Origin of the sequence: Synechococcus sp. MIT S9220 (assembly GCF_014304815.1) — a bacterium.
Taxonomy (GTDB): domain Bacteria; phylum Cyanobacteriota; class Cyanobacteriia; order PCC-6307; family Cyanobiaceae; genus Synechococcus_C.
Genome location: NZ_CP047958.1, coordinates 133,717 through 156,825, shown reverse-complemented (window position 1 = coordinate 156,825; position 23,109 = coordinate 133,717). Strand labels below are relative to the sequence as shown.

Annotated in this window: 22 protein-coding genes, 1 tRNA gene and 1 other RNA gene; 13 read left to right on the top strand and 11 right to left on the bottom strand. The window is 57.1% G+C overall.

The annotated features are described in order from the left end of the window. The first annotated feature begins 38 nt into the window (after positions 1–38). Positions 39–1,763, top strand: coding sequence for a D-lactate dehydrogenase (gene dld / locus SynMITS9220_RS00755; RefSeq protein ID WP_186990056.1), 1,725 nt, complete (start codon positions 39–41; stop codon positions 1,761–1,763). A gap of 97 nt (positions 1,764–1,860) precedes the next feature. Continuing rightward, positions 1,861–3,036 carry an alpha-hydroxy acid oxidase gene (locus SynMITS9220_RS00750; protein WP_186990054.1) on the top strand — a complete coding sequence of 392 codons (1,176 nt, stop codon included), beginning with the start codon at positions 1,861–1,863 and terminating at the stop codon, positions 3,034–3,036. Between the two features lie 10 nt (positions 3,037–3,046). On the opposite strand, the gene SynMITS9220_RS00745 is transcribed toward SynMITS9220_RS00750, so the two are convergent. From SynMITS9220_RS00745 to SynMITS9220_RS00735, 3 genes are read right to left on the bottom strand one after another with little or no spacing between them, the layout of a single operon-like run. Further along, on the bottom strand, positions 3,047–4,585 hold the full coding sequence (locus SynMITS9220_RS00745) for a four-carbon acid sugar kinase family protein (protein WP_186990052.1): 1,539 nt from the start codon (positions 4,583–4,585) through the stop codon (positions 3,047–3,049). Continuing rightward, positions 4,585–5,442 (bottom strand): galactose mutarotase, encoded by an 858-nt coding sequence (locus tag SynMITS9220_RS00740; RefSeq protein ID WP_186990051.1) that lies wholly within the window; start codon positions 5,440–5,442, stop codon positions 4,585–4,587. The genes SynMITS9220_RS00745 and SynMITS9220_RS00740 overlap by 1 nt, the downstream gene beginning before the upstream one ends. A 36-nt stretch (positions 5,443–5,478) precedes the next feature. Then, positions 5,479–6,405 carry an alpha/beta fold hydrolase gene (locus SynMITS9220_RS00735; protein ID WP_186990049.1) on the bottom strand — a complete coding sequence of 309 codons (927 nt, stop codon included), beginning with the start codon at positions 6,403–6,405 and terminating at the stop codon, positions 5,479–5,481. 70 nt (positions 6,406–6,475) lie between these two features. On the opposite strand from SynMITS9220_RS00735, the gene SynMITS9220_RS00730 reads away from it, so the two are divergent. Continuing rightward, on the top strand, positions 6,476–6,784 hold the full coding sequence (locus SynMITS9220_RS00730; protein ID WP_186990046.1) for a hypothetical protein: 309 nt from the start codon (positions 6,476–6,478) through the stop codon (positions 6,782–6,784). Positions 6,785–6,787: 3 nt separating this feature from the next. On the opposite strand, the gene SynMITS9220_RS00725 is transcribed toward SynMITS9220_RS00730, so the two are convergent. After that, complete coding sequence (locus SynMITS9220_RS00725) at positions 6,788–8,182, bottom strand: cation:proton antiporter (protein ID WP_186990044.1); 1,395 nt, start codon at positions 8,180–8,182, stop codon at positions 6,788–6,790. Between the two features lie 189 nt (positions 8,183–8,371). On the opposite strand from SynMITS9220_RS00725, the gene SynMITS9220_RS00720 reads away from it, so the two are divergent. Continuing rightward, positions 8,372–10,894 (top strand): glycogen/starch/alpha-glucan phosphorylase, encoded by a 2,523-nt coding sequence (locus SynMITS9220_RS00720; protein ID WP_186990042.1) that lies wholly within the window; start codon positions 8,372–8,374, stop codon positions 10,892–10,894. Positions 10,895–10,974: 80 nt separating this feature from the next. Here the strand turns inward: SynMITS9220_RS00720 and SynMITS9220_RS00715 are convergent, their stop codons facing one another. From SynMITS9220_RS00715 to SynMITS9220_RS00705, 3 genes are all read right to left on the bottom strand, one after another. Continuing rightward, complete coding sequence (locus SynMITS9220_RS00715; RefSeq protein ID WP_186990040.1) at positions 10,975–11,430, bottom strand: hypothetical protein; 456 nt, start codon at positions 11,428–11,430, stop codon at positions 10,975–10,977. Between the two features lie 37 nt (positions 11,431–11,467). Beyond that, positions 11,468–11,824 carry a hypothetical protein gene (locus tag SynMITS9220_RS00710; protein ID WP_186990039.1) on the bottom strand — a complete coding sequence of 119 codons (357 nt, stop codon included), beginning with the start codon at positions 11,822–11,824 and terminating at the stop codon, positions 11,468–11,470. A 210-nt stretch (positions 11,825–12,034) separates the two neighbouring features. Continuing rightward, positions 12,035–12,108, bottom strand: a tRNA-Arg gene (locus SynMITS9220_RS00705). A gap of 22 nt (positions 12,109–12,130) precedes the next feature. On the opposite strand from SynMITS9220_RS00705, the gene rnpB reads away from it, so the two are divergent. Together rnpB and rnc are read left to right on the top strand one after the other, a co-directional pair. Further along, positions 12,131–12,516, top strand: an RNA gene (gene rnpB, locus SynMITS9220_RS00700) — RNase P RNA component class A. 24 nt (positions 12,517–12,540) lie between these two features. Continuing rightward, the gene (rnc, locus tag SynMITS9220_RS00695) at positions 12,541–13,242 is read left to right on the top strand and encodes a ribonuclease III (RefSeq protein ID WP_186990036.1); all 702 of its coding nucleotides are present in this window, start codon (positions 12,541–12,543) and stop codon (positions 13,240–13,242) included. Here the strand turns inward: rnc and SynMITS9220_RS00690 are convergent. Beyond that, positions 13,224–14,051, bottom strand: coding sequence for an ion transporter (locus SynMITS9220_RS00690; protein WP_186990034.1), 828 nt, complete (start codon positions 14,049–14,051; stop codon positions 13,224–13,226). The two genes, rnc and SynMITS9220_RS00690, sit on opposite strands and share 19 nt — an antisense overlap. A 5-nt stretch (positions 14,052–14,056) precedes the next feature. Next, a complete protein-coding gene (locus SynMITS9220_RS00685) occupies positions 14,057–14,239 on the bottom strand; it encodes an NAD(P)H dehydrogenase subunit NdhS (protein WP_067093362.1) in 183 nt (60 codons plus the stop codon). Between the two features lie 191 nt (positions 14,240–14,430). Between SynMITS9220_RS00685 and rfbA the strand changes: the two genes are divergently transcribed. From rfbA to SynMITS9220_RS00655, 6 genes are all read left to right on the top strand, one after another. After that, a complete protein-coding gene (gene rfbA, locus SynMITS9220_RS00680) occupies positions 14,431–15,372 on the top strand; it encodes a glucose-1-phosphate thymidylyltransferase RfbA (RefSeq protein ID WP_186990032.1) in 942 nt (313 codons plus the stop codon). Next, positions 15,362–15,952 (top strand): dTDP-4-dehydrorhamnose 3,5-epimerase, encoded by a 591-nt coding sequence (gene rfbC, locus SynMITS9220_RS00675; RefSeq protein WP_186990030.1) that lies wholly within the window; start codon positions 15,362–15,364, stop codon positions 15,950–15,952. The genes rfbA and rfbC overlap by 11 nt, the downstream gene beginning before the upstream one ends. Then, entirely contained in the window at positions 15,949–16,866 is a 918-nt protein-coding gene (gene rfbD, locus SynMITS9220_RS00670; protein ID WP_186990028.1) for a dTDP-4-dehydrorhamnose reductase, read from the top strand. Before rfbC ends, rfbD begins: the two co-directional genes overlap by 4 nt. Before the next feature lie 54 nt (positions 16,867–16,920). Further along, a complete protein-coding gene (rfbB, locus tag SynMITS9220_RS00665; protein ID WP_186990027.1) occupies positions 16,921–18,033 on the top strand; it encodes a dTDP-glucose 4,6-dehydratase in 1,113 nt (370 codons plus the stop codon). Positions 18,034–18,368: 335 nt separating this feature from the next. After that, a complete protein-coding gene (rimM, locus tag SynMITS9220_RS00660; protein WP_186990025.1) occupies positions 18,369–18,950 on the top strand; it encodes a ribosome maturation factor RimM in 582 nt (193 codons plus the stop codon). A 64-nt stretch (positions 18,951–19,014) separates the two neighbouring features. Beyond that, positions 19,015–20,487, top strand: coding sequence for a mannose-1-phosphate guanylyltransferase/mannose-6-phosphate isomerase (locus SynMITS9220_RS00655; RefSeq protein ID WP_186990023.1), 1,473 nt, complete (start codon positions 19,015–19,017; stop codon positions 20,485–20,487). Here SynMITS9220_RS00655 and glmS read toward each other — a convergent pair. Together glmS and psaC are read right to left on the bottom strand one after the other, a co-directional pair. Beyond that, the gene (gene glmS, locus SynMITS9220_RS00650) at positions 20,474–22,378 is read right to left on the bottom strand and encodes a glutamine--fructose-6-phosphate transaminase (isomerizing) (RefSeq protein ID WP_186990021.1); all 1,905 of its coding nucleotides are present in this window, start codon (positions 22,376–22,378) and stop codon (positions 20,474–20,476) included. The genes SynMITS9220_RS00655 and glmS overlap by 14 nt on opposite strands. 65 nt (positions 22,379–22,443) lie before the next feature. Continuing rightward, positions 22,444–22,689, bottom strand: coding sequence for a photosystem I iron-sulfur center protein PsaC (psaC, locus tag SynMITS9220_RS00645; RefSeq protein WP_006850103.1), 246 nt, complete (start codon positions 22,687–22,689; stop codon positions 22,444–22,446). A 168-nt stretch (positions 22,690–22,857) separates the two neighbouring features. Between psaC and acpP the strand changes: the two genes are divergently transcribed. Then, a complete protein-coding gene (acpP, locus tag SynMITS9220_RS00640) occupies positions 22,858–23,100 on the top strand; it encodes an acyl carrier protein (protein ID WP_066910276.1) in 243 nt (80 codons plus the stop codon). The last annotated feature ends 9 nt before the right edge of the window (positions 23,101–23,109 follow it).

Below are 23,109 nucleotides of genomic sequence, written 5' to 3'. Positions count from 1 at the left end.
AATAACGGGGTGAAGCTGCAACAGGAGGCCTGCAAAACATGAGACAGGACCGGTTAGAAGAACTGCGTGATGGCCTCATTGGAATCGTTGGGGAACAGCAGGTTCTAACCAGCGCCGAGCAAACGAAACCCTATAGAACCGGAATTCGTGTGGGCCAGGGTGCAGCCTGTGCAGTCGTGATCCCAAGAGATCTGTTGCAGCTTTGGCAAACCCTGGAACTTTGCGTCAAGCTCGACAAAATCATCATTCTTCAGGCCGCAAATACTGGCCTGACCGGTGGATCGACTCCCGACGGAGATGACTACGAAAGGGATATCGTCATCATCAATACATTAAATCTGAATCGCTTAATTTTACTAAAAGGGGGAGCTCAGGTTGTTGCCTTTGCTGGCTCAAGTTTATATCAACTGGAAGAAAAGCTCTCACCACTGGGCAGAGGACCTCACTCTGTGATTGGTTCATCCTGCATTGGCGCATCTGTCGTCGGGGGAATCTGCAATAACTCGGGCGGAAATCTTGTCAACCGTGGTCCGGCCTACACGGAATATTCACTCTTTGCACGTGTCAATCAAGACGGAACACTGGAGCTCGTGAATCATCTCGGCATCGAACTTGGTGCATGCCCTGAAGAGATACTGACCACTCTGCAACAAGCTGATTTCAACACAGAAGACTTAGCAGAATCTAAACGACTGGCCTCTGACCACGACTACCAAGAACGGGTGCGAGAAATCACATCTCCCATCCCAGCACGCTTTAATGCTGACAAAAGACGCTTGCGCGAAGCCAGTGGTTGTGCAGGAAAACTGGCGGTCTTTGCGGTACGCCTCGACACTTTTCCAAAACCCAAGAAAGAGAAAGTTTTTTACCTGGGCACCAACAAACCCGAAGACCTAACCAAACTACGCAAACAGATCCTTACCAACTTCAAAGTCCTGCCAGATATGGGCGAATATCTTCATCGCAGCTATTTCGATGGTGCTGATCTTTATTGCAAGGATGCTTATCTAGCTATTAAATATTTCGGCACTGGATTTATTCCGAAGCTATTCGGAATCAAGCGAAACGTTGATCGAATCATGTCTCAATGGCCAACAGCACTATTTCAGAATCACTTTTCCGACAGAACACTGCAATGCATCTCCCGGATGACGCCCGATCACCTGCCACCCAGAATGAGAGCATTTCGCAACCAATACGAACATCATATGATTCTTCTTACAAGCGACCAGTCAATCAAAGAAACTCAAGAATTTCTCGAAAAGTGCTGGAAAACTAATGAAGATCATGCCTATTTTGAATGCAGCGAAGCTGAAGGGAAAGCAGCCTTGCTTCACCGCTATGTCGCCGGGAATGCACCAGCTCGCTACCAGATCTTAAACAAAGAAGATTCTGGGGAATTACTACCACTTGATGTTGCCTTACCCCGAAACTGCGAAACATGGCACAAGATTCTGCCTGAAGAAATTCTCGCGCAGATGGCCGAATCCTTCCAAATGGCACATTTCTTCTGCATGGTCTTTCACTGGGACTTTGTCGTCAAGAAAGGAGTCGATGCAGGAAAACTAAAAAAGCAAATTTTAGATCTCCTCGATCAATCAGGCGCTAAATACCCTGCTGAACACAATGTTGGTCATTTATACAAAGCAGAAACAGATCTCTCCAATTTTTATAAAAAAATAGATCCAACCAACAGCTTCAATCCCGGAATTGGCAAAATGTCAAAGTTAAAAAACTACCAGCAACGCTCTACCCCAGGCTAATTCGAGAAAAGAGCAAATATGCAGAACTTCATCACAAAATCTCTGATTCGTCATTAAGGGGTAAAATTACCAGACTTAATGTTGTCCACTGCCTGGGATGAATCAAAACGTTTCCGCCCCACGAGTGGTCAATGTCTCGGACCTCCGCGATCTTGCCAAGAAACGTTTGCCAAAAATGGTTTTTGGCTACATCGACAGTGGTGCCGACAGAGAACAGACCTTGGCACAGAATTGCAGTGCCTACAATGAAATCCTATTCAGGCCTCGATGTGCTGTTGCGACCCCTGAGGTTGAATTAAAGATTTCAGTACTCGGGCAGAATTTCAACTTGCCATTCCTGCTTGGTCCTGTTGGCAGCAGCAGAATGTTTTACCCGCAAGGAGAAGTTGTTGCCGCAAGAGAAGCAGGTAAAGCAGGTACTGGATATACACTCTCGACACTTTCAGGATGGCGACTGGAAGATGTGAAACAAGCCACTGAATGTCCTGCCTGGTATCAGCTTTACCTGCTTGGAGGCCGAGACGTTGCTCTGAAAACAATTGAACGCGCAAAATCAGCTGGATTTTCAGCGATCGTACTCACGATCGATACACCGGTCTCCGGCTTACGTGAACTCGATGTTCGCAACGGAACCAAAGAACTACTGTCTCAGAATCCTCTGACGATGTTGCCATTTCTTCCACAAATGCTGGCAAAGCCTTGTTGGTTAAGTCAATGGTTTGGCGATGGAGGGTTAATGAATTTCCCCAATGTGGTCCTTGAGAATGGACCGATGGGATACACCGAAATTGGACCAGCACTGGAGCAATCTGTTGTCACCTGGGATGATCTCAAATGGATACGCGAAGCCTGGGGAGGAAAATTAATCATCAAAGGAGTTCATATTGGTGACGATGCTCGCAAAGCAGTCGACCTTGGAGTCGACGCAGTGGTTGTGTCCAATCATGGTGCTCGGCAATTAGACAGTGTTGCACCAACGATTCGTGTTCTTCCTGAAATCGTGAAGGCTGTGAACGGGGAGATCGATGTCTTGATGGATGGTGGAATCCGACGAGGTAGTGACGTTGTGAAAGCTTATTGCTTAGGAGCCAAAGGAGTGTTAATTGGCAGAGCTTATGCCTATGGGCTTGCTGCTGGAGGTGGTCCTGGCGTTGCCCGTGCCATCGAAATTCTGAAAACGGACATCATCAGGACGATGAAATTACTGGGCTGCGATTCAGTTCACAAACTTGACAGTTCATACATTCAAACCCCTCAATCTTGGGGGTGCTGAACAAGCAGCATTATGTAGCTTCAAGTTGTTCCATCATTCTCCAGGCTGTAGCGAGTGTTTGGCCATCACCAAGATTGCCGGGGAATGTAATCACAGGCAGACCACTCACATCAGAGTTGCCGTCTTCAGGCATGGGCCGCACCATCGAGAGCCCAGGCATCAGCTGGCCCTCCAGCAGCACAGTCCCCAGGCCCAGCCCATCAGCCAGCACGCTGCCGGTGGTGATCCCCCCTTTGCTGATCAGATAGCCCAGCTGTGGCGCGAGCGCTGCCACCAACCGTGCTGTGAGCTGAGCAAGAGCCATGCCAAAACGGAAACGGCGACGGTCGGCGGCCGGCCCCTCACCGAACTGCAACTCCCCACGACTGGTGTAGAGCACAGGTGTTTGTTGCCGATCCAAAACCAACCGAATCCAGTCGAGCCATTCCAGCTCCAGATCAGCCAACAACAAATCTGGGGTACTCCCATCAAGCAGCCTGGCAATCCGGGCCACCGGCAGCTCAAGGCCAGTGGTCCCTGATTCGTTCAGCAAAACCTCCAGCTGCTGGTCTGCCAGAGGCACATGGGAGCCCACCACGACGAGCCCCGGAAGCAACGTGCCCTCTGAATCACAACGACGCAGCTTGACCAGATCATCAACCTTGAAAGGCTGCGGACCGAGGGGCTGTCTGCCGCCGTCTACCAGCCCATTAATCAGGCTGGCAGCTGAGCGAAAGAGAAATCTGCGCCTTCCCTGCAAGTGGTGCACTGCCGCCCCAAGTGCATCCAGTTGCTCTTGTCTCTCGGCATCCACAACCACTGAACAATTGCCATCCAGCGCCTCCAGCCAGCTCACCAGTGCTGTGAAACCGTTCGAGCCATGAGCGCAGGGTTCGCCCTTCCTTTGAGCAGCAGCGCGGTCGAGCTGCTGCCCTTGCAAGCGCAGCACAGAAGCAGCTGCAATGGCGCCGCCACTCTTTTCCTCCAGCCAGGCATCCAGACAACTGGTGCTGAAACCAAAGCTGCGGTCGCGTGCGAAGGGGGTCCTATGGACCGGTTGACCATGGAGCAGGTGCACCCCGTCCACGGTGGTGCGTCCACCGGGCAGAAACGCAGGCACATGCAGCGTGGCGTGGACAGCACTGAAGCGATCACCCAGCTCCGCCGCCAAAACAGCGGGCTCAAGCACCCCATGACCGCGCAGGGTGGAGTCCCCCCTGCTGACCAGCAGCAACTGCTGGTCATTGATCCCCTCCGCTGCAAGAGCTTGCTCAAGCGAAGCAACGATCTCACGATTGCGTGCAGCCGCGGCCTCCGGCAACAGAGCACGGGTGTTCGCCAACACGAACAGCAGCGGAGAAGGGTGACGCAGTCCCTGGCGCAGGGTCTGTACATCCCAGCGCAGCAGCAAGGGACAGCTATGCACCGTTTGGGATCCGGTGGGATCGTCGTCGATCACCACAATCTTCCTGGCAACCTCAGCCACTGCAGCTTCGGCAACGCTCACGACAGCGTTTTGCAAATGGCCACTGGACTTCGCCAAAGCCTGTTCCTGTGCATGAGCATGCATCAGCTAACGCTGTAGCGGCAGGAGAGCGTGGTGCTCTCGCCAATGCCCAGCTGCAGCCTGCGATCACCACTGATCAGAGCCTGCCGCGGGCCTGTCCAGGGCTCAAGGCAGACCATGGCTCGAGGAGGCTCGGTCCAAACCACCGTGAGATCCATGGGCTCGTGATGCTGAAGCTGCAACCGGGTGCCTGCTTGCTCATCCACCAGCGTCACCGCTCCAGCGGCGTGCGCGAGGAAGTCGACCCCCTCAGCCAGGCAACTCAATTGGACGGCAGTCTCGGCTTCAGCCATCTCCAAATGATTGAAACAACGGCCAGGCAGACCTTCTAAATCGATGCAGGAAAGATCAGTCACCTTGAAATAGGGGTGAAGCCCGAAGCTGAAGGGCATCGGCTCGCTTTCAGACTCGGAGGTGTTGCTGACCGTGATGGTGATCTCAAGCGCAGCACTGAGCGGCCTGATCTCCATCTGGATTCTGAAACCAAAGGGGTAGGCCTTCCAGGAGTCAGCACAGTCCTCGAGGCTGAGCATCACACCACTCTGATCAGCCAACAACGCAATCTGCCAGGGCAGGTCACGAGCAAATCCGTGCTGCTTGAGGGTGAAGTCACCACTGGCGAGCGGCAGAGAATCATTCGGCAGATTGCCGCAGATCGGAAACAGCACCGGAATGCCACCTCTGATGCTCTTTGCTGGATCGGCGTAGCGCTCCTGATCGAAATAGAGCATTTCGCGGCCGTTGCACAGCCATTCCGTGACCAGGCCACCACGCTCGGGCACCACCCGCAGGCGATCACCACTGCTGGGATGCACATACTCCCAGTGGGCATAGGGAGCGGACTGTTGGCGAAAGGTCATGGCCACAGGACCGGGACACCCAAGATTGGCCAGAAACTACCGGGAAGGCTGCAGATCCTGCTTGTTTTCACCAGCAAGAGTCGACAACCACTCCAGCAATGCCGCATTGACCTGATCAGGGACCTCATCATGCGGACAGTGACCGGCTTCAAGCACAACCTCAGTGGTGGCCTCAGGCGCATGGCGCTGGAAGCTGGCCCGACGACCTGCAGCATTGATCCAGGGATCGCGGATGCCCCAGAGCAACAGCAAAGGCGACTTCAGACAAGCGAACAACTCATCCAAAGGCTGTCCGCGGGGGATATCGAACACCGTACGGAACACTCCGAAAGCACCGGCATCGAGAGAGGGGCGGCGAATGGCCTCGACCAACCAGTCATCAACGTTGGTCTTATCGATGTACACCTGATTGAGGGTGCGGCGAATCGTGGCGGGTCGCCTGAGGTTCTCAAACAACAACCGCTGCAGGACAGGATTCTTCAGCAATGCTGTGCTGATCGAGCGCCGTGCACTCGGCCACCAGCCTTTGGGTTTCGCCGACTGCTCATCGCTGAAAGGGCCAGCCGCGTTCAGCAAGACAACGCCGGCCGCTTCATCCCCTAACTCAGCCCCAGCGGCAAGAGCAGCGAATCCACCCAGTGAATTGCCTGCGATTACCGTGGGCCGGCCAATGCGTTCGCGTACATAGGCCACCAACTGATCACGCCAGAGCGCACCGCCATAGGCCAGACCTTCAGGCTTGGCACTGCGACCAAAACCGAGCAGATCAATGGCATGAACCTCGTGAGTGCTTGCCAGCACAGGGATGTTGTGGCGCCAGTGATCAGTGGAAGCCCCAAAACCATGCACAAGCAACACAGCAGGCCGCTCGAGATGACCCGACTCTGGATCAGGCCCAACACAGAGACCATGCACGGCATGACCTTGGAACTGCCACCAGGGCTGCTGGGCCTCGCTCACCACGTCCTTTGCTTGAGGTGGCGATGCTAAGCATCCTTTTTCGCCATCGACCTGCCAGGCCGATATCGACGCGATGCTCGATCAGACCACAGGCTTGCTTCTGCAAAGCAGCACACTCAGCGGTGGCCTGTTCTGGGCCATTGCCGTCTATCTGCCACTGAGTGCACCACTCAGCCGCTTTGAAGCGAGCCTCGAAAGCGGTCCCCTCAGCGCCCCATGGCGTCAGGCCGCGTTGGTGATCAGCAGCTTGCTGCTGGCCCTCACCGTTGGCGTGGTGATTCAACTGCTGCTGGGTTGGGCTCTGGGTCCGGGCTGGGCATCAAGCTTGGCGCTAATCACGATTGGCTGGTGTCTGTTTCTGTCCCTGGCGCAGAAGGACTGAGGCTCAGAGCAGACCCACAGGAGCTGCGGCCACCTCGTCATCAACCTTGTCGTCATCATCTGGCTTGTCGTCGCCGATCACCAGACGCAGAAGCACAGGAGCGAGGAAGGTTGTGCCGATCACCATCAACAGAATGGCCGCCTCGAGAGACGGAGACAGCAGCTTGGCGCTGGTGCCAAGACCCAAGAAGATCAGGCCGACTTCACCGCGGGGCATCATCCCCAGGCCCACGACCAGGCGCCGGGTGGGTTGCTTGCTGACAAAGGCCCAGCCTGAGGCAATCTTGCCGATGATCGACACCACCAGCAGAAAGCCGGCAACGATCAGCGCCGTCTTGCTGGAGGGATCGGATGGATTGATCACAGAGAGATCCATCCCCGCGCCGACCAGCACGAAAAACACCGTGGCGAAGAGCGTCACGATCGGCAGAACCGCCTCCTGAATGGCTCGGTTGTGCTTGGAGCTGCTGAGAATCAGACCGGCAGCGAAGGCGCCCAGAGCAGCCTCCAAACCGATCGCCGTCGCCGCGAAACAACTGATGGCCAAGATCACAAAGGAGGCCACCAGCACTTCCCCAGGGGCCTTCAGCTTGTCGATCAACCAGTCAAAGGCGGGCGCCGCCGTACGACTAAGGCCAATGGCCGCCACAACGAACACGGCAGCAGCAGCGACCAGCTTCACGATCGGGCCGATCTCCAGGGAGCCCCCGCCAGCCAGGGCCACCACGATGGCCAGAATCACGATGCCGAGGATGTCATCGAGAACGGCAGCGCCGATCACGATCTGACCTTCACGGGTTTTGAGGTATCCCAGCTCACCAAACACGCTGGCGGTAATGCCGATGCTGGTGGCCGTCATGGAAGCACCTGCAAAAATCGCCGGAATCGCATCCACGTGAAAAATCGCCATCAGACCCCAGGTGCCAAAAGCGAAGGGCAGCACCACACCAGCGACGGCAACAGTGAAGGCCTGTGCACCGACAGCAATCAGCTCCTCCAGCTCACTTTCCAGGCCGGTGAGAAACAACAGGGCATAGAGACCCAGCTCAGCCACCGACTCAAGCGAGGGAAAACTCTCGCTGTAAATCTCCGGAACCACTTCCGGGGGGACATTGACCAGCCCGCTGACCAACCCCACCAACCCTTGACTGAGCTCCACCTGGGTTTCCGGCGGCACCAGCAGATGCAGTCCTGAAGCACCGATCAGCACACCGGCCAACAGCTCTCCAAGGATCGTGGGCAACTGCAAACGCACCAACACTTCGGCAAGGACGCGGGCCGCCACGAAGATCAGCACAAATCGGGCCACCCCGATCAGGGTTTCCGCCATCTCCAGATCATGAGGCGAAATCTCAGCCAGCAACGGCGTGAGTAAAGGCGGCATCGCAGCAGCGAGCATCAGAAATGTTGATTCCTCTCGGTGGGACCTTATCCCTAAACGGGTTTCCGCAATGCTCAGAGTGCAGCTATACAGCGCCAACGGTCTGCAAACTTCCGCCGCAACGGCACCACACTCTGACTGGAAACCCTGAATTTCCTGCATTACGGGTGCGATCCGAGCCACCCTCAAGTGATCTCCCGAGAAGCGATGAGCACCTCCGAGCCCCTCGACCTGCGATTACCGACTCCGGGATGTTCCGTGGATCCGGAACGAGCTGGGCTCGATGCCGATTCCGTGTTCGATGGAATGACCGAGCACCTGTTCTTCACGCTCGGCAAACTCGCACCGTCAGCCAGCCCCCATGACCTCTACATGGCGCTGAGCTATGCAGTGCGCGATCGATTGATGACGCGTTTTCTGGCCAGCAAGGAAGCGATCCGCGCCAGACCCCAGAAAACCGTGGCCTATCTCTCGGCTGAGTTTCTGATCGGACCGCAGTTAGCTAACAATTTGCTCAACCTGGGCATCCAAAAGGAAGCGGAAGAGGCGCTCAAACGCTTCGGGATCGAATCGCTGCAGCCGATTCTTGAGGTGGAAGAAGAACCCGGTCTGGGCAATGGGGGGCTCGGCCGTCTTGCCGCCTGCTACATGGAATCGCTGGCCAGCCTCGAAATTCCTGCCACCGGCTATGGCATTCGCTACGAGTTCGGCATCTTCGACCAACTGATCCGTGACGGTTGGCAGGTGGAAGTCACCGATAAGTGGCTGAAGGGTGGCTGGCCCTGGGAGCTGCCCCAACCCGATGAAGCCTGCTTCGTGGGCTTCGGCGGCCGCACGGAGAGCTACATCGACGACAAGGGCAATTACCGCTCGCGCTGGATCCCCTCAGAACATGCGATCGGCGTGCCTCACGATGTACCTGTGCTCGGCTACCGCGTGAATACCTGCGATCGCCTGCGTCTATGGCGAGCGGATGCCACCGAGAGCTTCGACTTCTATGCCTTCAACATCGGCGATTACTACGGCGCCGTGGAAGAAAAGGTAGGCAGTGAAACCCTGTCCAAAGTGCTGTACCCCAACGACGGCACCGATGAGGGACGTCGCCTGCGCCTGAAACAGCAGCACTTCTTCGTGTCCTGCTCGCTGCAGGACATGCTGCGCAGTCTCGACAGCCGCGGCCTGCCTGTGGAGGACTTCCCCCTGCACTGGACCGTTCAGCTGAACGACACGCACCCCGCCATTGCCGTGGCCGAGCTGATGCGTCTATTGATCGACGACCGCCACCTGGAGTGGGACAGAGCCTGGGACATCACCAGCCGATCGGTGGCCTACACCAACCACACCCTCCTGCCTGAAGCGCTGGAGAAGTGGGATCTGGACCTGTTCAGCAGCTTGCTGCCACGCCACCTCGAGCTGATCTACGAGATCAACCGTCGCTTCCTGCAGCAGGTGCGGCTGCGCTATCCAGGCAATGACGCCATCCAGCGCAAGCTTTCGATCATTGATGAAGATGGCGGCAAGGCCGTGCGCATGGCCCACCTGGCCACCATCGGAGCGCACCATGTGAATGGAGTTGCAGCACTGCACTCCGACCTGGTCAAACAGCAGCTGATGCCGGAATTCGCAGCTCTATGGCCTGAAAAATTCACCAATGTGACCAACGGCGTCACGCCCCGTCGCTGGGTGGCCCTCTCCAACCCGGAGCTCTCGGCACTGCTCGATGAACACGTGGGACCGGAGTGGGTCACTGACATGGATCGGCTGCGCTGCCTTGAAGAACGTCAGCACGACCATGGATTCCTCGAACAATGGGGCGACACCAAGCTCTCGGTGAAGCGCAAGCTCTCCAGCTATATCCACCGCAACACGGGCGTTCTGGTGGATCCCTCCAGCCTGTTTGATGTGCAGGTGAAGCGCATCCACGAATACAAGCGCCAGCACCTGAATGCGCTGCAGATCATCACTCAGTACCTGCGCATCAAGAACGGCCAGGCCGACGGATTGGCTCCACGCACAGTGATCTTCGGCGGCAAAGCAGCGCCTGGTTACTACATGGCCAAGCTGATCATCCGCTTCATCAACGGCATCGCCGAAACGATCAACGCCGATCCCGATATGGACGGTCGCCTGCGGGTGGTCTTCCTGCCGGACTACAACGTGAAGCTGGGTGAGCAGGTGTATCCAGCCTCTGATCTCTCCGAACAGATCTCCACGGCTGGCAAGGAAGCCTCAGGCACCGGCAACATGAAATTTGCCATGAACGGGGCGCTCACCATCGGCACCCTCGATGGGGCCAATGTGGAGATTCGCGATCGTGTGGGTTCAGAGAACTTCTTCCTGTTCGGCAAGACAGTGGAAGAGATCGCTGCACTCAAAAAGAGCGGCTACCGCCCTCGCGAAGTGATCGGAGCGATTCCGGAGCTGGCGGAAGCCATCCGGCTGATTGAAATGGGTCACTTCAGCAATGGCGACGGCGAACTGTTCAGACCACTGCTGGACAATCTGACCGGCAACGATCCTTTCTTCGTGATGGCCGACTTTGCGGCCTATTTGCGGGCCCAGGATGCTGTCAGCCGCGCCTGGACGGATCGCATGCACTGGAACCGGATGAGTGTGCTGAACGTGGCTCGCACGGGTTTCTTCTCCTCAGATCGCTCAATCCGCGATTACTGCCGGGAAATCTGGAACGTGGAAGCGATGCCTGTCGAGATCACCTGCGACATCAACTGAGGTCTCTCACAACAATCAGGCCCTGATCAACAACGAGGGGCTTCAACGTTGTCGTCTTCAGATTCGTCTTGTTGAAATTCTCAGTTGTGATCAGGTAAATCTGGAGTTTGATGGAGAAGCCGGTTTAACCGCAGCCGATCAGCATTGAGTGGATCAGGCGCTAGCTCGCCCGCCAATTCACGGAATTTTTGCTCAATATCCTCAGGAACGCGAACGTCAAAGATGCGTTCCATCAGCGCCTCAATCGAGAAAAGATGCGCGTTGATGTTCTCCATATCAGCCATCGCCTGCTGAAGAGCATCCGTGGGCTCATCAGCGCTACCGACTGGAGTGGCATGCACCTGGCTATCGCTGGAGCGAGGGCCATGCTGCTTTTGCAAGTCTTCCAGCACCCGGCCAGAAAGTGTGCGGAAGGATTGAAGAGCTGCCCAGCTCAATTCCTGCTGCTGGCGGAGGGTGGGGTTCTCGCGGATCAGCCGGTCATGCTCCCTGTAGAAGCGTTGACAGTCGGGACATTGGCAGGGTTCTTCTGGCACGTGGAACCCGAAGCTCGGGAACCATCATGACATCTGATCAGGCTGCGAGGGGCGGCTCAGACGAAAAACCACCGTCGCTATCGCCACCTCCATCAAAACGGTTATCAGCATCTCCCTCAGCAAGACCCGGCAAAGGGATTTCGATCGAAGTCACGACTTGGATCACATCTCTTAGGCGCATGGAATCGGCAAACCAACCCATGGCTTGCTCCGTATCACCACGACGCTCCGCATCACTGGCTTGATCGTCGTGCGCTTCAGCCAGCAAAGCCAACCAACAGAGGCAACGCGCCTGAACCACAGAAAGATCGAGTTCAGTGGGCTGCGAGTCGGCGATGCGCTCGCTTTCCTGTTGCACCAGAAGCTGAAGCCGTAAATCGTGAAGCTGGGTCATGGAGCCGGATTCACTACTACAACGCTAGCGAGGGCGTCGAGCCTGGCTACCCCACTAAATGTAGTGCTAACTACCACCATACGTTTGCGCGAACCCAGGTGTAGCGCCTAACAAGCATCAGAGCTCGAAGATCAGATCGCCAAGCAACTCAAGACCTCTTGAACAGGCACTCAAATCGCCCGCAAGGACCGGAAAAGCAGGACTGAATCACGGGGCTGGCGGGACTCGAACCCACGACCTACGGTTTAGGAAACCGTCGCTCTATCCAGCTGAGCTACAGCCCCTTTAGAAGTCATTATGGGGTTTGAAAGCAGGAGAGGTGATCGCAACCGAATTGCAGCCCAGTGCTGAGATCCGGTTGAGGAAAGTCCGGGCTCCCCGATGGCCAGGCTTGCTGGGTAACGCCCAGTGCGGGTGACCGTGAGGAGAGTGCCACAGAAACACACCGCCGATGGCTGGTTCGCCGGCACAGGCAAGGGTGCAAGGGTGCGGTAAGAGCGCACCAGCAGCATCGAGAGGTGCTGGCTAGGTAAACCCCGGCCGGGAGCAAGGCCAAGGAACGATGACTGGCCATCTGTCTCGTTCCGATGAGTGAGCCGCTAGAGGCCGCCGGAGACGACGGTCCCAGATAGATGATCACCCCCTTCCCTCGGGAAGGAGAACAGAACCCGGCTTATGACCTGCTTTCACACTATTAAGGGAACTGCTCAGAGCACATGAGCCCACCACCACGGCCACTGGATGAGCTCTGGGATGTGCTCAACCAGCCCTCCAAGCCACTCGAGCAAAGGGATAAGGCCCTATTACAGGAAGCACTCACCCACACGTCCAGCGGTCTGAACCCTCATCACGAGCAGCTGGAATTTCTCGGCGATGCGGTGTTGCGGCTCACCGCCAGTGAATTCATCGCCTCTGCCTATCCCCAGATGCCCGTGGGCGAACGCTCCAGCCTCAGGGCCCAGCTGGTGAGCGATCGCTGGTTGGCGGAGCTGGGCTCAACCATCGAGATCGAGTGCTGGTGGCAGATCGGCCCCAAAGCCAGCGGCGACGCCACTGCGGCAGCCACCATCCGCGCAGAACTCAGCGAAGCGCTGATCGGTGCGCTGTACAGAATCAATGGGCTGACCGCCGTGCAGCAATGGCTGACGCCCCACTGGCAGCGCAGCGCTGAGGCGGTTCTCTCCGACCCGCACCGCGGCAACTGCAAATCCGCCCTGCAGGAATGGAGTCAGGGTGAGGGACTGGGCCTGCCCACCTACAGCAGCGAAGAGATGAGCCAACGCCATGGTGACCCGCTCCGTTTTCGCTGCAGAGTGACCCTGCCGCCACAGCTGAAAGCGGAGGGATGGGGCCGCTCACGGCGTGACGCCGAACAGCAGGCCGCCCGCGCCGCCCTGGATCAGCTGACTGGCATCTGAGCGGAGCCCTGCAGTTGAGCACCGCACTGATCGCAATGGCTGGCCTCGCGGCGATGGTCGCGATGACCACAGCGGCTGCAGGGGCGCCTGTCTTGCCGGGCCTGCTGAATCGATTCCACCGTGACGATGCCAGTGGGGATGGCAATGATCCCGAAACCCAGCAACATCACCACCGCCGCCAGCAAGCGGCCAAGCACGGTCTGGGGCACGAAATCGCCGTAGCCCACCGTGGTCATGGTGACGATGGCCCAGTACACGCCCTGACCAACGGTCTGGAACTGGGTGTCGGGATGACCGCTCTCGATCACCACCATCAGATAACCCAGCACCACCTGCGCCATCACCACAAAAAACAGAAACACGCCGATGCGGCGAGCACTGGCGCGCAGTGCACGGCCCAGCATCTGCGCCTCATCCAGAAAGCGCAGCAGCTTGAACACGCGCAGCACACGGGCGAACTTGAAGACCCACAGCACCAGGCCGCTGCGGATCTGCGGCACGAAAAAAAACAGAACCGCTGAAAGATCAATCAGCCCGTAAAAGCTGCGCGCATAGGCCAATGGCTTCGGCGAAACCCACAGATGCAGCAGGTAATCCGCCATGAACACCAGCAGGCAGAAATGTTCAAGCGTGTCCACCCAGGCTGGAATTTCCCCGGGCATTGCCACGCGCATCGGGTGCGGTTCAACCAGCAGTCCTGCAACGCTCAGAAGGATCGTGCCGAAAATCACCAGGTTGTAGAGCCTGCCTGGACGGGTATCGGAATCGAGAACGACTCGCCGGAGTCGCTGGCGTAGAGCGACCTGCATCGGCGTCAGTCAGCGCTGAGATCTTTGATGCGCAGCGTGACGAGCTTGTCCCAGTTGCCACCTTCAAACAACACGGCAGCCCTGTCGCCACTGATGCGCTGCACGAAACCGGTGTAGCCGTTGTAGATGGAGCGCTGATCCACCACCGTGACCGTGGCACCGGGCAGGATCGGAGCAGCGGAAGCCATGAAATCGCATTTCAGTCGTGGAGTCATTATCGACAAACGTCTGGATAGTTCGTCAGAAAAACCCAAACCCCTTTGATCCAGCCGTTGCGAGGTCCATCGATCAGGCTTGATTTCACTGAGCAAAAAAAGAGGTGGCGAAATTACTTTGCGAGTCTTAGGAAACAACGACTCTTACAGTCATCGCCGATCAGATGGTTTCCGCAGAAAACAAAAGACGGGGGATCGTCTTGGCTGGAGGAAGCGGCACTCGCCTGCACCCGATCACCCAAGCCGTGAGCAAGCAGCTGCTGCCGGTCTACGACAAGCCGATGATCTATTACCCGCTCAGCACGCTGATGCTGGCGGGAATCCGTGAGGTGTTGATCATTACGACTCCCCACGATCAACCTGCCTTTGAGCGGCTGCTCGGCGATGGATCACGTTGGGGGATGGAGATTCAATATGCCGTTCAGCTCAGTCCAGATGGACTGGCCCAGGCCTTTCTGATCGGTGCTGACTTCCTCAACAGATCAGCTGCAGCACTCGTTCTGGGCGACAACCTGTTCCATGGTCATGACCTTGTCCCGCAACTGGTCAGCAGTAATCAATGCGGTGAAGGAGCCACGGTGTTCGCCTACCCGGTGAGCGATCCCGAACGCTATGGCGTCGCTGAGTTCGATTCGGATGGAAGGGTTCTCAGCCTGGAAGAAAAGCCCGCCAAGCCCAAAAGCCGATATGCCGTGACGGGTCTGTACTTCTACGACTCCAGCGTGGTGGAGCGCGCCAAAAGAGTGAAACCATCCCCCCGCGGAGAACTGGAAATCACCGATCTCAATCAGATGTATTTGAAAGACGGGTTACTGCGCGTAGAGCTCATGGGCCGTGGCATGGCCTGGCTTGATACAGGGACGTGCGACTCCCTGAATGACGCAGGGAGCTACATCCGCACCCTCGAGCACCGTCAAGGGCTCAAAGTCGGCTGTCCAGAGGAAGTGGCCTGGCGCCAGGGCTGGATTAGCAACAGCACCCTCGAAGCACTCGCCCTTCCGCTTAAAAAGAGTGGCTATGGAACGTATCTGCTGAAAATGCTGGAGGAAAGCGTCAGCGACCATACCGTTCTGCAAAGAAGCCTGAAAGCGAGTCATGCAGGTTGAACAGCTGCGCAGCCAAGTGGGTGGAACGGTTGAAGGCCCATTACTGATCACACCTTCCGTCTTTGGCGATAGTCGCGGCTGGTTCTTTGAAAGCTGGAACCAGCGCAAATTCAACGACGCCATTGGCGAGAGCGTGGTCTTTTCCCAAGACAACCATTCGCGTTCGATCCAAGGCGTTCTGAGAGGGCTGCACTACCAGCTGGCACCAGAACCTCAGGCCAAACTCGTTCGCGCTAGCGCCGGTGCCATTTTCGATGTGGCCATTGACCTGCGTCAAAGCTCCTCCACCTTTGGTCGATGGGTGGGAGCCGAACTCAATGCAGAGAACAAGGCCCAACTTTGGGTCCCGGAAGGGTTCGCCCATGGCTTCCTCACCCTGAGCAAAACTGCAGAGGTGCAATACAAGGCTCGAGGCTTCTGGAACAAGGCCTGCGAACGGGCCATTCTGTGGAACGACTCCGATCTTGGGATTGCCTGGCCGTTGGAACGGCTCAAGGGTGCAGGCCTAAGTCTTTCCGGCAAAGACGCAGATGCCCCAGGTTTTCAAGCAGCAACGACGACAGGAGATGTCTTCTCATGAAGGTCTTGCTCACAGGTGCGGCCGGACAACTGGGCCAGGCCCTACGGGCGTCTACCCCAGCTGAGATCTCACTCATTGCCACGAGTCGAAACGGAGGGGATGGTCGACTCGCCCTCAATCTTGCCGATGCGGATGCCTGCCATGCCGTTGTGCAAGAACATCGTCCCGACTGGGTCCTCAATGCCGGTGCATACACCGCTGTGGACAAGGCAGAAACGGAACCAGAGCTCGCCAACGCCGTCAATGCTGAAGCACCGGCAGCCTTTGCAACAGCCCTTAAAGAAATTGGGGGGAGCCTTCTCCAAATCAGCACCGATTTTGTGTTTAACGGGGCACAAGGGTCGCCTTATCAGCCTGGTCAAACCAAAACTCCGCTCGGCGTCTACGGCGCATCCAAAGCAGCGGGTGAAGACGCAATCCTGCGCGTGTTCAAGGACGAGGCTCGCGCCTTCATCCTTCGCACCAGTTGGGTGATAGGCCCGGTTGGGAACAACTTTGCGCTCAAGATGCTGCGACTGCACCGTGAGCGCGAGACCATCGGGGTAGTAAGCGATCAACTTGGCTGCCCAAGCAGCACAATCAACCTGGCAACCGCCTGCTGGCAAAGCATCAAATTGGCCTCTCAAGGCAACCTGCCCAAGGTGATGCACTGGTCTGATGCAGGCGCCGCCAGCTGGTATGACGTTTCAGTGGCTGTAGGCGAACTGGGGCAAGAACTCGGCTTGCTCGACACTGCCGCGCTGGTGCATCCAATCCAGACCAGCGACTATCCAACACCGGCTGCACGGCCGAGCTACTCACTGCTGGATTGCAGCGGAACACGCAAAGCACTACAGCTCAACGGAGAGCACTGGCGACACGCCCTCAAAACCGTTTTGGGGTCGACCGCTCAACCAGCAAAAGCAACTCATTGATCCGCTTGATTGCCCAATCCCAGTCCCTTCGCCCCCTCCTGCTCGAACTCGTTCATGTCTACCTCGATGCCCACCGCCGGCGATCTCCTGGGACGCCGCAAACGCATTCTCATAACGGGGGGAGCTGGTTTCATCGGCGGTGCGGTCGTTAGGCGACTCCTAAGCGAGAGCGATGCGACTGTGTTCAATCTCGACAAGATGGGATATGCGAGTGATCTCACGTCGATCACACGCAGCTTGGCGTCGCTAGGTGCAGGGGCAGAGCAGCGGCACCAACTCCTCACGGTAAACCTCTCAGATGCCGAAGCCGTCCGACAAGCCGTCCGCACATCAGATCCCGACATGGTCATGCACTTGGCTGCAGAAAGCCATGTGGATCGTTCCATTTCCGGGCCAGGGGTGTTTGTAGAGAGCAACGTGATCGGCACGTTCAACCTTCTGCAGGCCACCCGAGAGCACTACGAAAAGCTCGATGGTCATCGCAAGGATGACTTTCGATTTCACCACATCAGCACCGACGAAGTGTTCGGCTCCCTAAAAGCCGAAGGACGATTTTCTGAAACAACGCCCTACGACCCACGAAGTCCTTACTCCGCCAGCAAAGCAGCCAGTGATCATCTTGTTCAGGCATGGCATCACACCTTCAACTTGCCGGTCATTCTCACCAACTGCTCGAATAATTACGGGCCTTGGCAATTCCCTGAAAAACTCATCCCTGTTGTGATCCTCAAAGCCTCATCGGGAGAGGAGATACCGCTCTATGGCGATGGCTTAAATATCCGCGATTGGCTGTTCGTCGAAGATCATGTGGATGCACTCCTGCTGGCGGCATGCCAAGGAGTGAATGGGCGCAGCTACTGCGTGGGTGGCCATGGAGAAAAAACAAATCGCGACATTGTCGAAACGATTTGTCAACAGCTAGATCAACTTCAAGGAGTTGAACACTCCCACCTTGAACTGATCAAACGCGTCACTGATCGGCCAGGCCATGATCACCGGTACGCCATTGATCCAACCCGAATCACAACAGAACTGGGATGGAGGCCACGTCACAAATTCATAGAAGGACTAGCAACAACGATTCGCTGGTATCTCAGCAATCAGGATTGGTGCAAAACTGTTCTCAAAAAATCTGGTTACGATGGAGAAAGGCTAGGGTTAGCATAAAACTAACTACCAATTAAACAGTTGCAATAGTCGTCGGGAAAGCCAATTAAGTACAATCGCCTGCATCATTAATGTGAAACTTATTCCCGCAGACTGCATTGCGTTGATTCGCATAAAACATTGCAGCGGAATATTAGGAGGAAATTACTAGCAGAAAAAGATTCTTTCTTGTCGCATCTTATGCCTTCATAAATAACTCAAAATACGTACATTTTACGGCAAAAAAACAATTACCTTTCTTGGCTAGAGGGGTCATCCACCACTGTCAACGTGGCACCCCGCAGGATCGGAGCGGCCATGGAATCAAGGGGCAGTCGTGGAGTCATTATCGACAAATGCCTCCAGAGCTGTCATCCGTGGCCTCAGACTCCGATTCCCAAACAGCATCAGCCAAGGAAGAGTGGCTGGCCGTTGGCACGGTGGTGGGTGCTCAGGGGCTGCGCGGTGAGCTGCGCGTGAACCCAGCCAGTGATTTCCCCGAACGGTTCACCAAGCCAGGGCCTCGTTGGCTTCGGCACAAAGACGCAACTCCACAGGCAATGCTGCTGACCAGCGGTCGCCAACTCCCGGGCAGAAGTCTGTTCGTGGTGCGTTTCAAAGGGATCGACAGCCGAAGCGCTGCTGAAGCTCTGGTGGGTCAGAAGCTTCTCGTGAGCTCCACAGATCGACCCGAGCTTGAGGAGGGAGAGTTCCACCTGCTCGACCTGGTGGGCCTGGAAGCTCGTCTCAATGCAAACGACAACGCTGTGGTCGGCACCGTGAGCGATCTGATCAGCGGAGGCAACGACCTGCTGGAAATCACCCGGCCGGATGGACGCAAGTTGCTGATTCCCTTTGTGGAGCAGATCGTTCCAGAGGTGCATCAAACAGAAGGCTGGCTGCTGATCACCCCACCGCCAGGACTGCTGGACCTATGACGCCTAATGGGTGACAGCAACGAAAAAGCTGCGCAACAATGTCGCCAAACACCGAGCGTGTGCCGTGACCACCTCTCTGATTCCGGTGATCCTCTGTGGTGGCACAGGAACGCGCCTTTGGCCTCTCTCCCGAGCGAGTTATCCGAAGCAGTACTGGGCACTCGGCGGCAATGGCGATGAAACCCTGCTGCAGCAGACCCAGCAACGTTTAGAAGGCATCGAAGCACTGGGTGATCCTTTGCTGATCTGCAACGACGACCACCGTTTCATCGTGGCCGAACAGATGCGCCAAATCGGCATCCAACCGGGCGCCATCCTGCTCGAACCAATGGGGCGCAACACAGCTCCAGCAGTGGCGGTGGCCGCTCTTCAAGCCACAGCCGACGGCGAAGATCCACTTTTGTTGGTGCTCTCTGCTGACCACGTGATTCGCGATGCCGCACACTTCCGCAGCGCCATCGAAGCCGGCCGCAGTACAGCCGAGGCAGGGCGTCTGGTGACCTTCGGCATCGTGCCCACCGCTCCGGAAACCGGCTACGGCTACATCGAGGCTGCCGAATCCCTGCAAAAGAGCAGCCTCACGCCGGTGCCGATCGCACGCTTTGTAGAAAAGCCAGACCAGGCCACCGCAGAACAATTCCTGGCCAGTGGATGCTTCACCTGGAACAGCGGCATGTTTCTATTCAGGGCGAGCGCCATGCTCTCAGAGCTCGAACGCCTGGCGCCGGAAGTGGTGAGCTGCTGCAGGGCCGCCCTTGAGCAGGATGTGGCAGATCTCGACTTCCTGCGACTGGAGCGCGAAGCCTTCGCCAAGTGTCCCAACGTGGCCATTGATGTGGCTGTGATGGAGCAGACCCAGCTCGGTTCAGTGATTCCCTTAGCTGCAGGCTGGAGTGATGTCGGCAGCTGGAGTGCCCTCTGGGAAACCGCCGACCGCGATGAGGACGGCAACGTGCTGCGCGGGAAAGTGATCAGTGAGGGAAGCCGCAACTGCTACCTGCGCAGCGAGCACCGCCTGGTGGTGGGACTCGGTGTGGAGAATCTTGTCGTGGTCGAAACCGACGATGCGGTGCTGATTGCTGACCGCAATCAGGCACAGAATGTGAAAACGATCGTGAAGCAACTGGAAGCTGATGGGAGCCCTGAAGGCAAAGCGCACCGCAAGATCTATCGTCCTTGGGGCCACTACACAGGCGTCGTAGAAGACAGCCGCTGGCAAGTGAAGCGCATTTCAGTGAAGCCAGGCGCCAGCCTTTCCCTGCAGATGCATCACCACCGCGCCGAGCACTGGATTGTGGTTAAGGGAACTGCCGTCGTTGAGCGAGACGGCGAGTCGCAGCTGATCGGCGAGAACCAAAGCACCTACATCCCCATGGGCTGCAAGCATCGACTCACCAATCCCGGCCGGATACCGGTTGAGCTGATTGAGGTCCAGAGCGGCGCCTATTTGGGTGAAGACGACATCGTGCGCTTCGACGATGTTTATGGGCGCAGCAATGTGGAAGCAGCCGCTCGAGCTGCAATCACTCGACAGTGACGCTCTTAGCCAAGTTGCGGGGCTGATCGACATCCAAGCCGCGGTGAGCAGCAATGTGATAGCTGAGCAATTGCATCGGCACCACCGTGAGCAAAGGGCTGATCCATTCGCTCACCTCAGGCACCGGTAGCAGTTCATCAAACAATTCCGTGTCTGCGCAGATGGGGGCAACACCGATTAACTGAGCATCGCGGGCCTTGGCCTCCTGGGCATTACTGAGCACTTTTTCGAACACCGAGCCTGGTACGGCAATGGAGATCACCGGCACATGCGTGTCGAGCAAGGCAATTGGGCCATGTTTCATCTCACCTGCGGGGTAACCCTCTGCATGGATGTAACTGATTTCCTTGAGTTTCAGAGCCCCTTCCAATGCGATCGGGTAGTTGATGCCACGCCCGAGGAAGATCACATCCTGGGTTTCAGCAAAACGGTGGGCCATCGCCTCAGAAAGCTGGTCATGCTGAGCCACAAGCGAACTGAGCTGGTCAGGCAAACCGCGCAGCTCATTCACCAAGGCAGCGATCTCAGCTTCGCTGCGGGTGCCACGCCGCGCAGCAAAGGCCAGGGACAGGGCATAAAACGCTAAAAGCTGGCCAAGGAAGGTCTTAGTGGCTGCAACCCCCACTTCGATACCTGCACCGATATCAAGGATGTAGGGCACCTGACGAGCCAGAGAGCTTTCCACCCGGTTGGTCACGCCCAACTGACGCGGGGCGAAGGCCAGGTCGACCTGGGCCCGGCGCCGTTCAGCATCCATGGCCAGAGCAGCCAGGGTGTCTGCCGTTTCACCGGATTGGGTGACGCCGATGGTGAGCGTATTGGCAGCCAATGGTGGAGGGGCATAGCGGAATTCACTGGCGTAATGCACGCTGGCTGGAACACCGGCAAACTGCTCCAGAAGATGAGCTCCCACTAGCGCCGCGTGGCGGCTCGTCCCACAGGCCAGGATCTGGACACGCTCGATGTCGGCGTAAAAGCCTTCATCGAACGGCAGAGCCACGGGATTGGCAGCCTGCAAATGCAACGGCAAGTGCCTCTCAACCCACAAGCGGGCGGTCTCAGGCTGCTCATGAATCTCCTTGAGCATGAAGTGGCGAAACTGGCGCTTGTCGGCCACATGCTCCTGGCCGCTGAGCAGCGACGGACTGCGCTGCTGACGCTCACCGACATCGTTGTAGAGCTCAATGCCAAGCGGGCTAAGCAAGGCCACCTCACCGTCCTCCATCGGCAAGACAGTGCGGGTGAAGCCAGCCAATGCAGGCGTATCGCTGGCACAGATGAATTCGCCCTCCCCCAAACCGATCAGCAAGGGTGCAGCCTTGCGAGCCACCACCAGAGCACCGGGAACATCTGCCCACAACACCGCCAAGGCATAAGCACCTTGAAGCTTTGGCAACACGGCCTGTACGGCCCGCAACAGCGTGTTGCCATCAGCAGGCTGGCCAGCGGCACACTGTTGCTGCAGCTCCGCGGAGACCAGATGCGGAATCACCTCGGTGTCGGTGTCTGAGCGGAAGCTGACCCCTCCGCTCGTGAGCTCTTCACGCAGGGCCCGATGGTTTTCGATGATGCCGTTCTGCACCACGGCCACATCACCAGCACCATCGCAATGGGGATGAGCGTTGTGCACCTCCGGCTTCCCGTGAGTCGCCCAGCGGGTATGGCCGATACCACAGAAACCGGGCGCACCCTCCTGATCAACCCTTGCGGTGAGATTGACGAGCTTGCCCTTGGCTCGAATGCAGTGCAACATTGCAGTCGCATCGTTCGCCGACATTTCAATCGTGGCGATGCCAGCGGAGTCATATCCGCGATATTCCAGCTGCCGCAGCCCTTCAAGCAGGAGAGGTGCTGCCTCTCGGGAGCCAATCACCGCGACGATTCCGCACATACAAAAAAGCCCGGCGATGCCAGGCCGAGCTTATGAGTAACTGAGCTAAAAAACGACTTTGATGATCAATACGCCAGACCCATGCTTCGTGTGGTCTCATCACCGAGATAGACGCGGATGCTGAGGAAATCTGTTGGGCATGCGGTTTCACAACGCTTGCAACCAACACAATCTTCCGTGCGTGGAGAGGATGCGATCTGGCCAGCCTTACAGCCATCCCAAGGCACCATTTCGAGAACATCCAGAGGACAGGCACGAACACACTGAGTGCAGCCGATACAGGTGTCGTAAATCTTGACAGCGTGGGACATGAATCCCTCTGGGAGCAGGTGACTTGGTATCAAAGTAACGGGCCTTGGGGACACTGAGGCCGAGGGCGCTCTCGGCCGTCACCGTTATTAACGCCAGGTGGTTCTCCAAGCCAAAAATTTGAAAGACTCTGGCCAGCCCGTAAGATGCGGCGTCCCGTCTTCACGGCCATGTCCCAGGAAGCGATCCTCGAAAAAGTCCGTTCGATCGTGGCTGAGCAGCTCAGCGTCGATGCCGGCGAAGTCAAGCCCGAATCGAATTTTCAGAACGATCTCGGCGCCGACTCACTCGACACCGTCGAGCTGGTGATGGCATTGGAAGAAGCCTTTGACATCGAAATCCCAGACGAAGCCGCAGAAGGCATTGCCACTGTCGGCGACGCCGTCAAGTACATCGAAGACAAGCAGGCCTGAGGATCGGCA

Excerpts from the sequence above, each read along its gene's own strand:
- rfbB (WP_186990027.1), top strand. The coding sequence starts at position 16,921 with ATGTCTACCTCGATGCCCACCGCCGGCGATCTCCTGGGACGCCGCAAA.
- SynMITS9220_RS00685 (WP_067093362.1), bottom strand. The coding sequence starts at position 14,239 with ATGGCTTCCGCTGCTCCGATCCTGCCCGGTGCCACGGTCACGGTGGTG.
- SynMITS9220_RS00750 (WP_186990054.1), top strand. The coding sequence starts at position 1,861 with ATGAATCAAAACGTTTCCGCCCCACGAGTGGTCAATGTCTCGGACCTC.
- SynMITS9220_RS00745 (WP_186990052.1), bottom strand. The coding sequence starts at position 4,585 with ATGCATGCTCATGCACAGGAACAGGCTTTGGCGAAGTCCAGTGGCCAT.
- SynMITS9220_RS00725 (WP_186990044.1), bottom strand. The coding sequence starts at position 8,182 with ATGCTCGCTGCTGCGATGCCGCCTTTACTCACGCCGTTGCTGGCTGAG.
- SynMITS9220_RS00710 (WP_186990039.1), bottom strand. The coding sequence starts at position 11,824 with ATGACCCAGCTTCACGATTTACGGCTTCAGCTTCTGGTGCAACAGGAA.
- rnc (WP_186990036.1), top strand. The coding sequence starts at position 12,541 with ATGAGCCCACCACCACGGCCACTGGATGAGCTCTGGGATGTGCTCAAC.
- dld (WP_186990056.1), top strand. The coding sequence starts at position 39 with ATGAGACAGGACCGGTTAGAAGAACTGCGTGATGGCCTCATTGGAATC.
- SynMITS9220_RS00730 (WP_186990046.1), top strand. The coding sequence starts at position 6,476 with ATGCTCGATCAGACCACAGGCTTGCTTCTGCAAAGCAGCACACTCAGC.
- SynMITS9220_RS00690 (WP_186990034.1), bottom strand. The coding sequence starts at position 14,051 with ATGCAGGTCGCTCTACGCCAGCGACTCCGGCGAGTCGTTCTCGATTCC.
- rimM (WP_186990025.1), top strand. The coding sequence starts at position 18,369 with ATGCCTCCAGAGCTGTCATCCGTGGCCTCAGACTCCGATTCCCAAACA.
- acpP (WP_066910276.1), top strand. The coding sequence starts at position 22,858 with ATGTCCCAGGAAGCGATCCTCGAAAAAGTCCGTTCGATCGTGGCTGAG.
- rfbA (WP_186990032.1), top strand. The coding sequence starts at position 14,431 with ATGGTTTCCGCAGAAAACAAAAGACGGGGGATCGTCTTGGCTGGAGGA.
- SynMITS9220_RS00740 (WP_186990051.1), bottom strand. The coding sequence starts at position 5,442 with ATGACCTTTCGCCAACAGTCCGCTCCCTATGCCCACTGGGAGTATGTG.
- SynMITS9220_RS00720 (WP_186990042.1), top strand. The coding sequence starts at position 8,372 with ATGAGCACCTCCGAGCCCCTCGACCTGCGATTACCGACTCCGGGATGT.
- rfbD (WP_186990028.1), top strand. The coding sequence starts at position 15,949 with ATGAAGGTCTTGCTCACAGGTGCGGCCGGACAACTGGGCCAGGCCCTA.
- psaC (WP_006850103.1), bottom strand. The coding sequence starts at position 22,689 with ATGTCCCACGCTGTCAAGATTTACGACACCTGTATCGGCTGCACTCAG.
- glmS (WP_186990021.1), bottom strand. The coding sequence starts at position 22,378 with ATGTGCGGAATCGTCGCGGTGATTGGCTCCCGAGAGGCAGCACCTCTC.
- rfbC (WP_186990030.1), top strand. The coding sequence starts at position 15,362 with ATGCAGGTTGAACAGCTGCGCAGCCAAGTGGGTGGAACGGTTGAAGGC.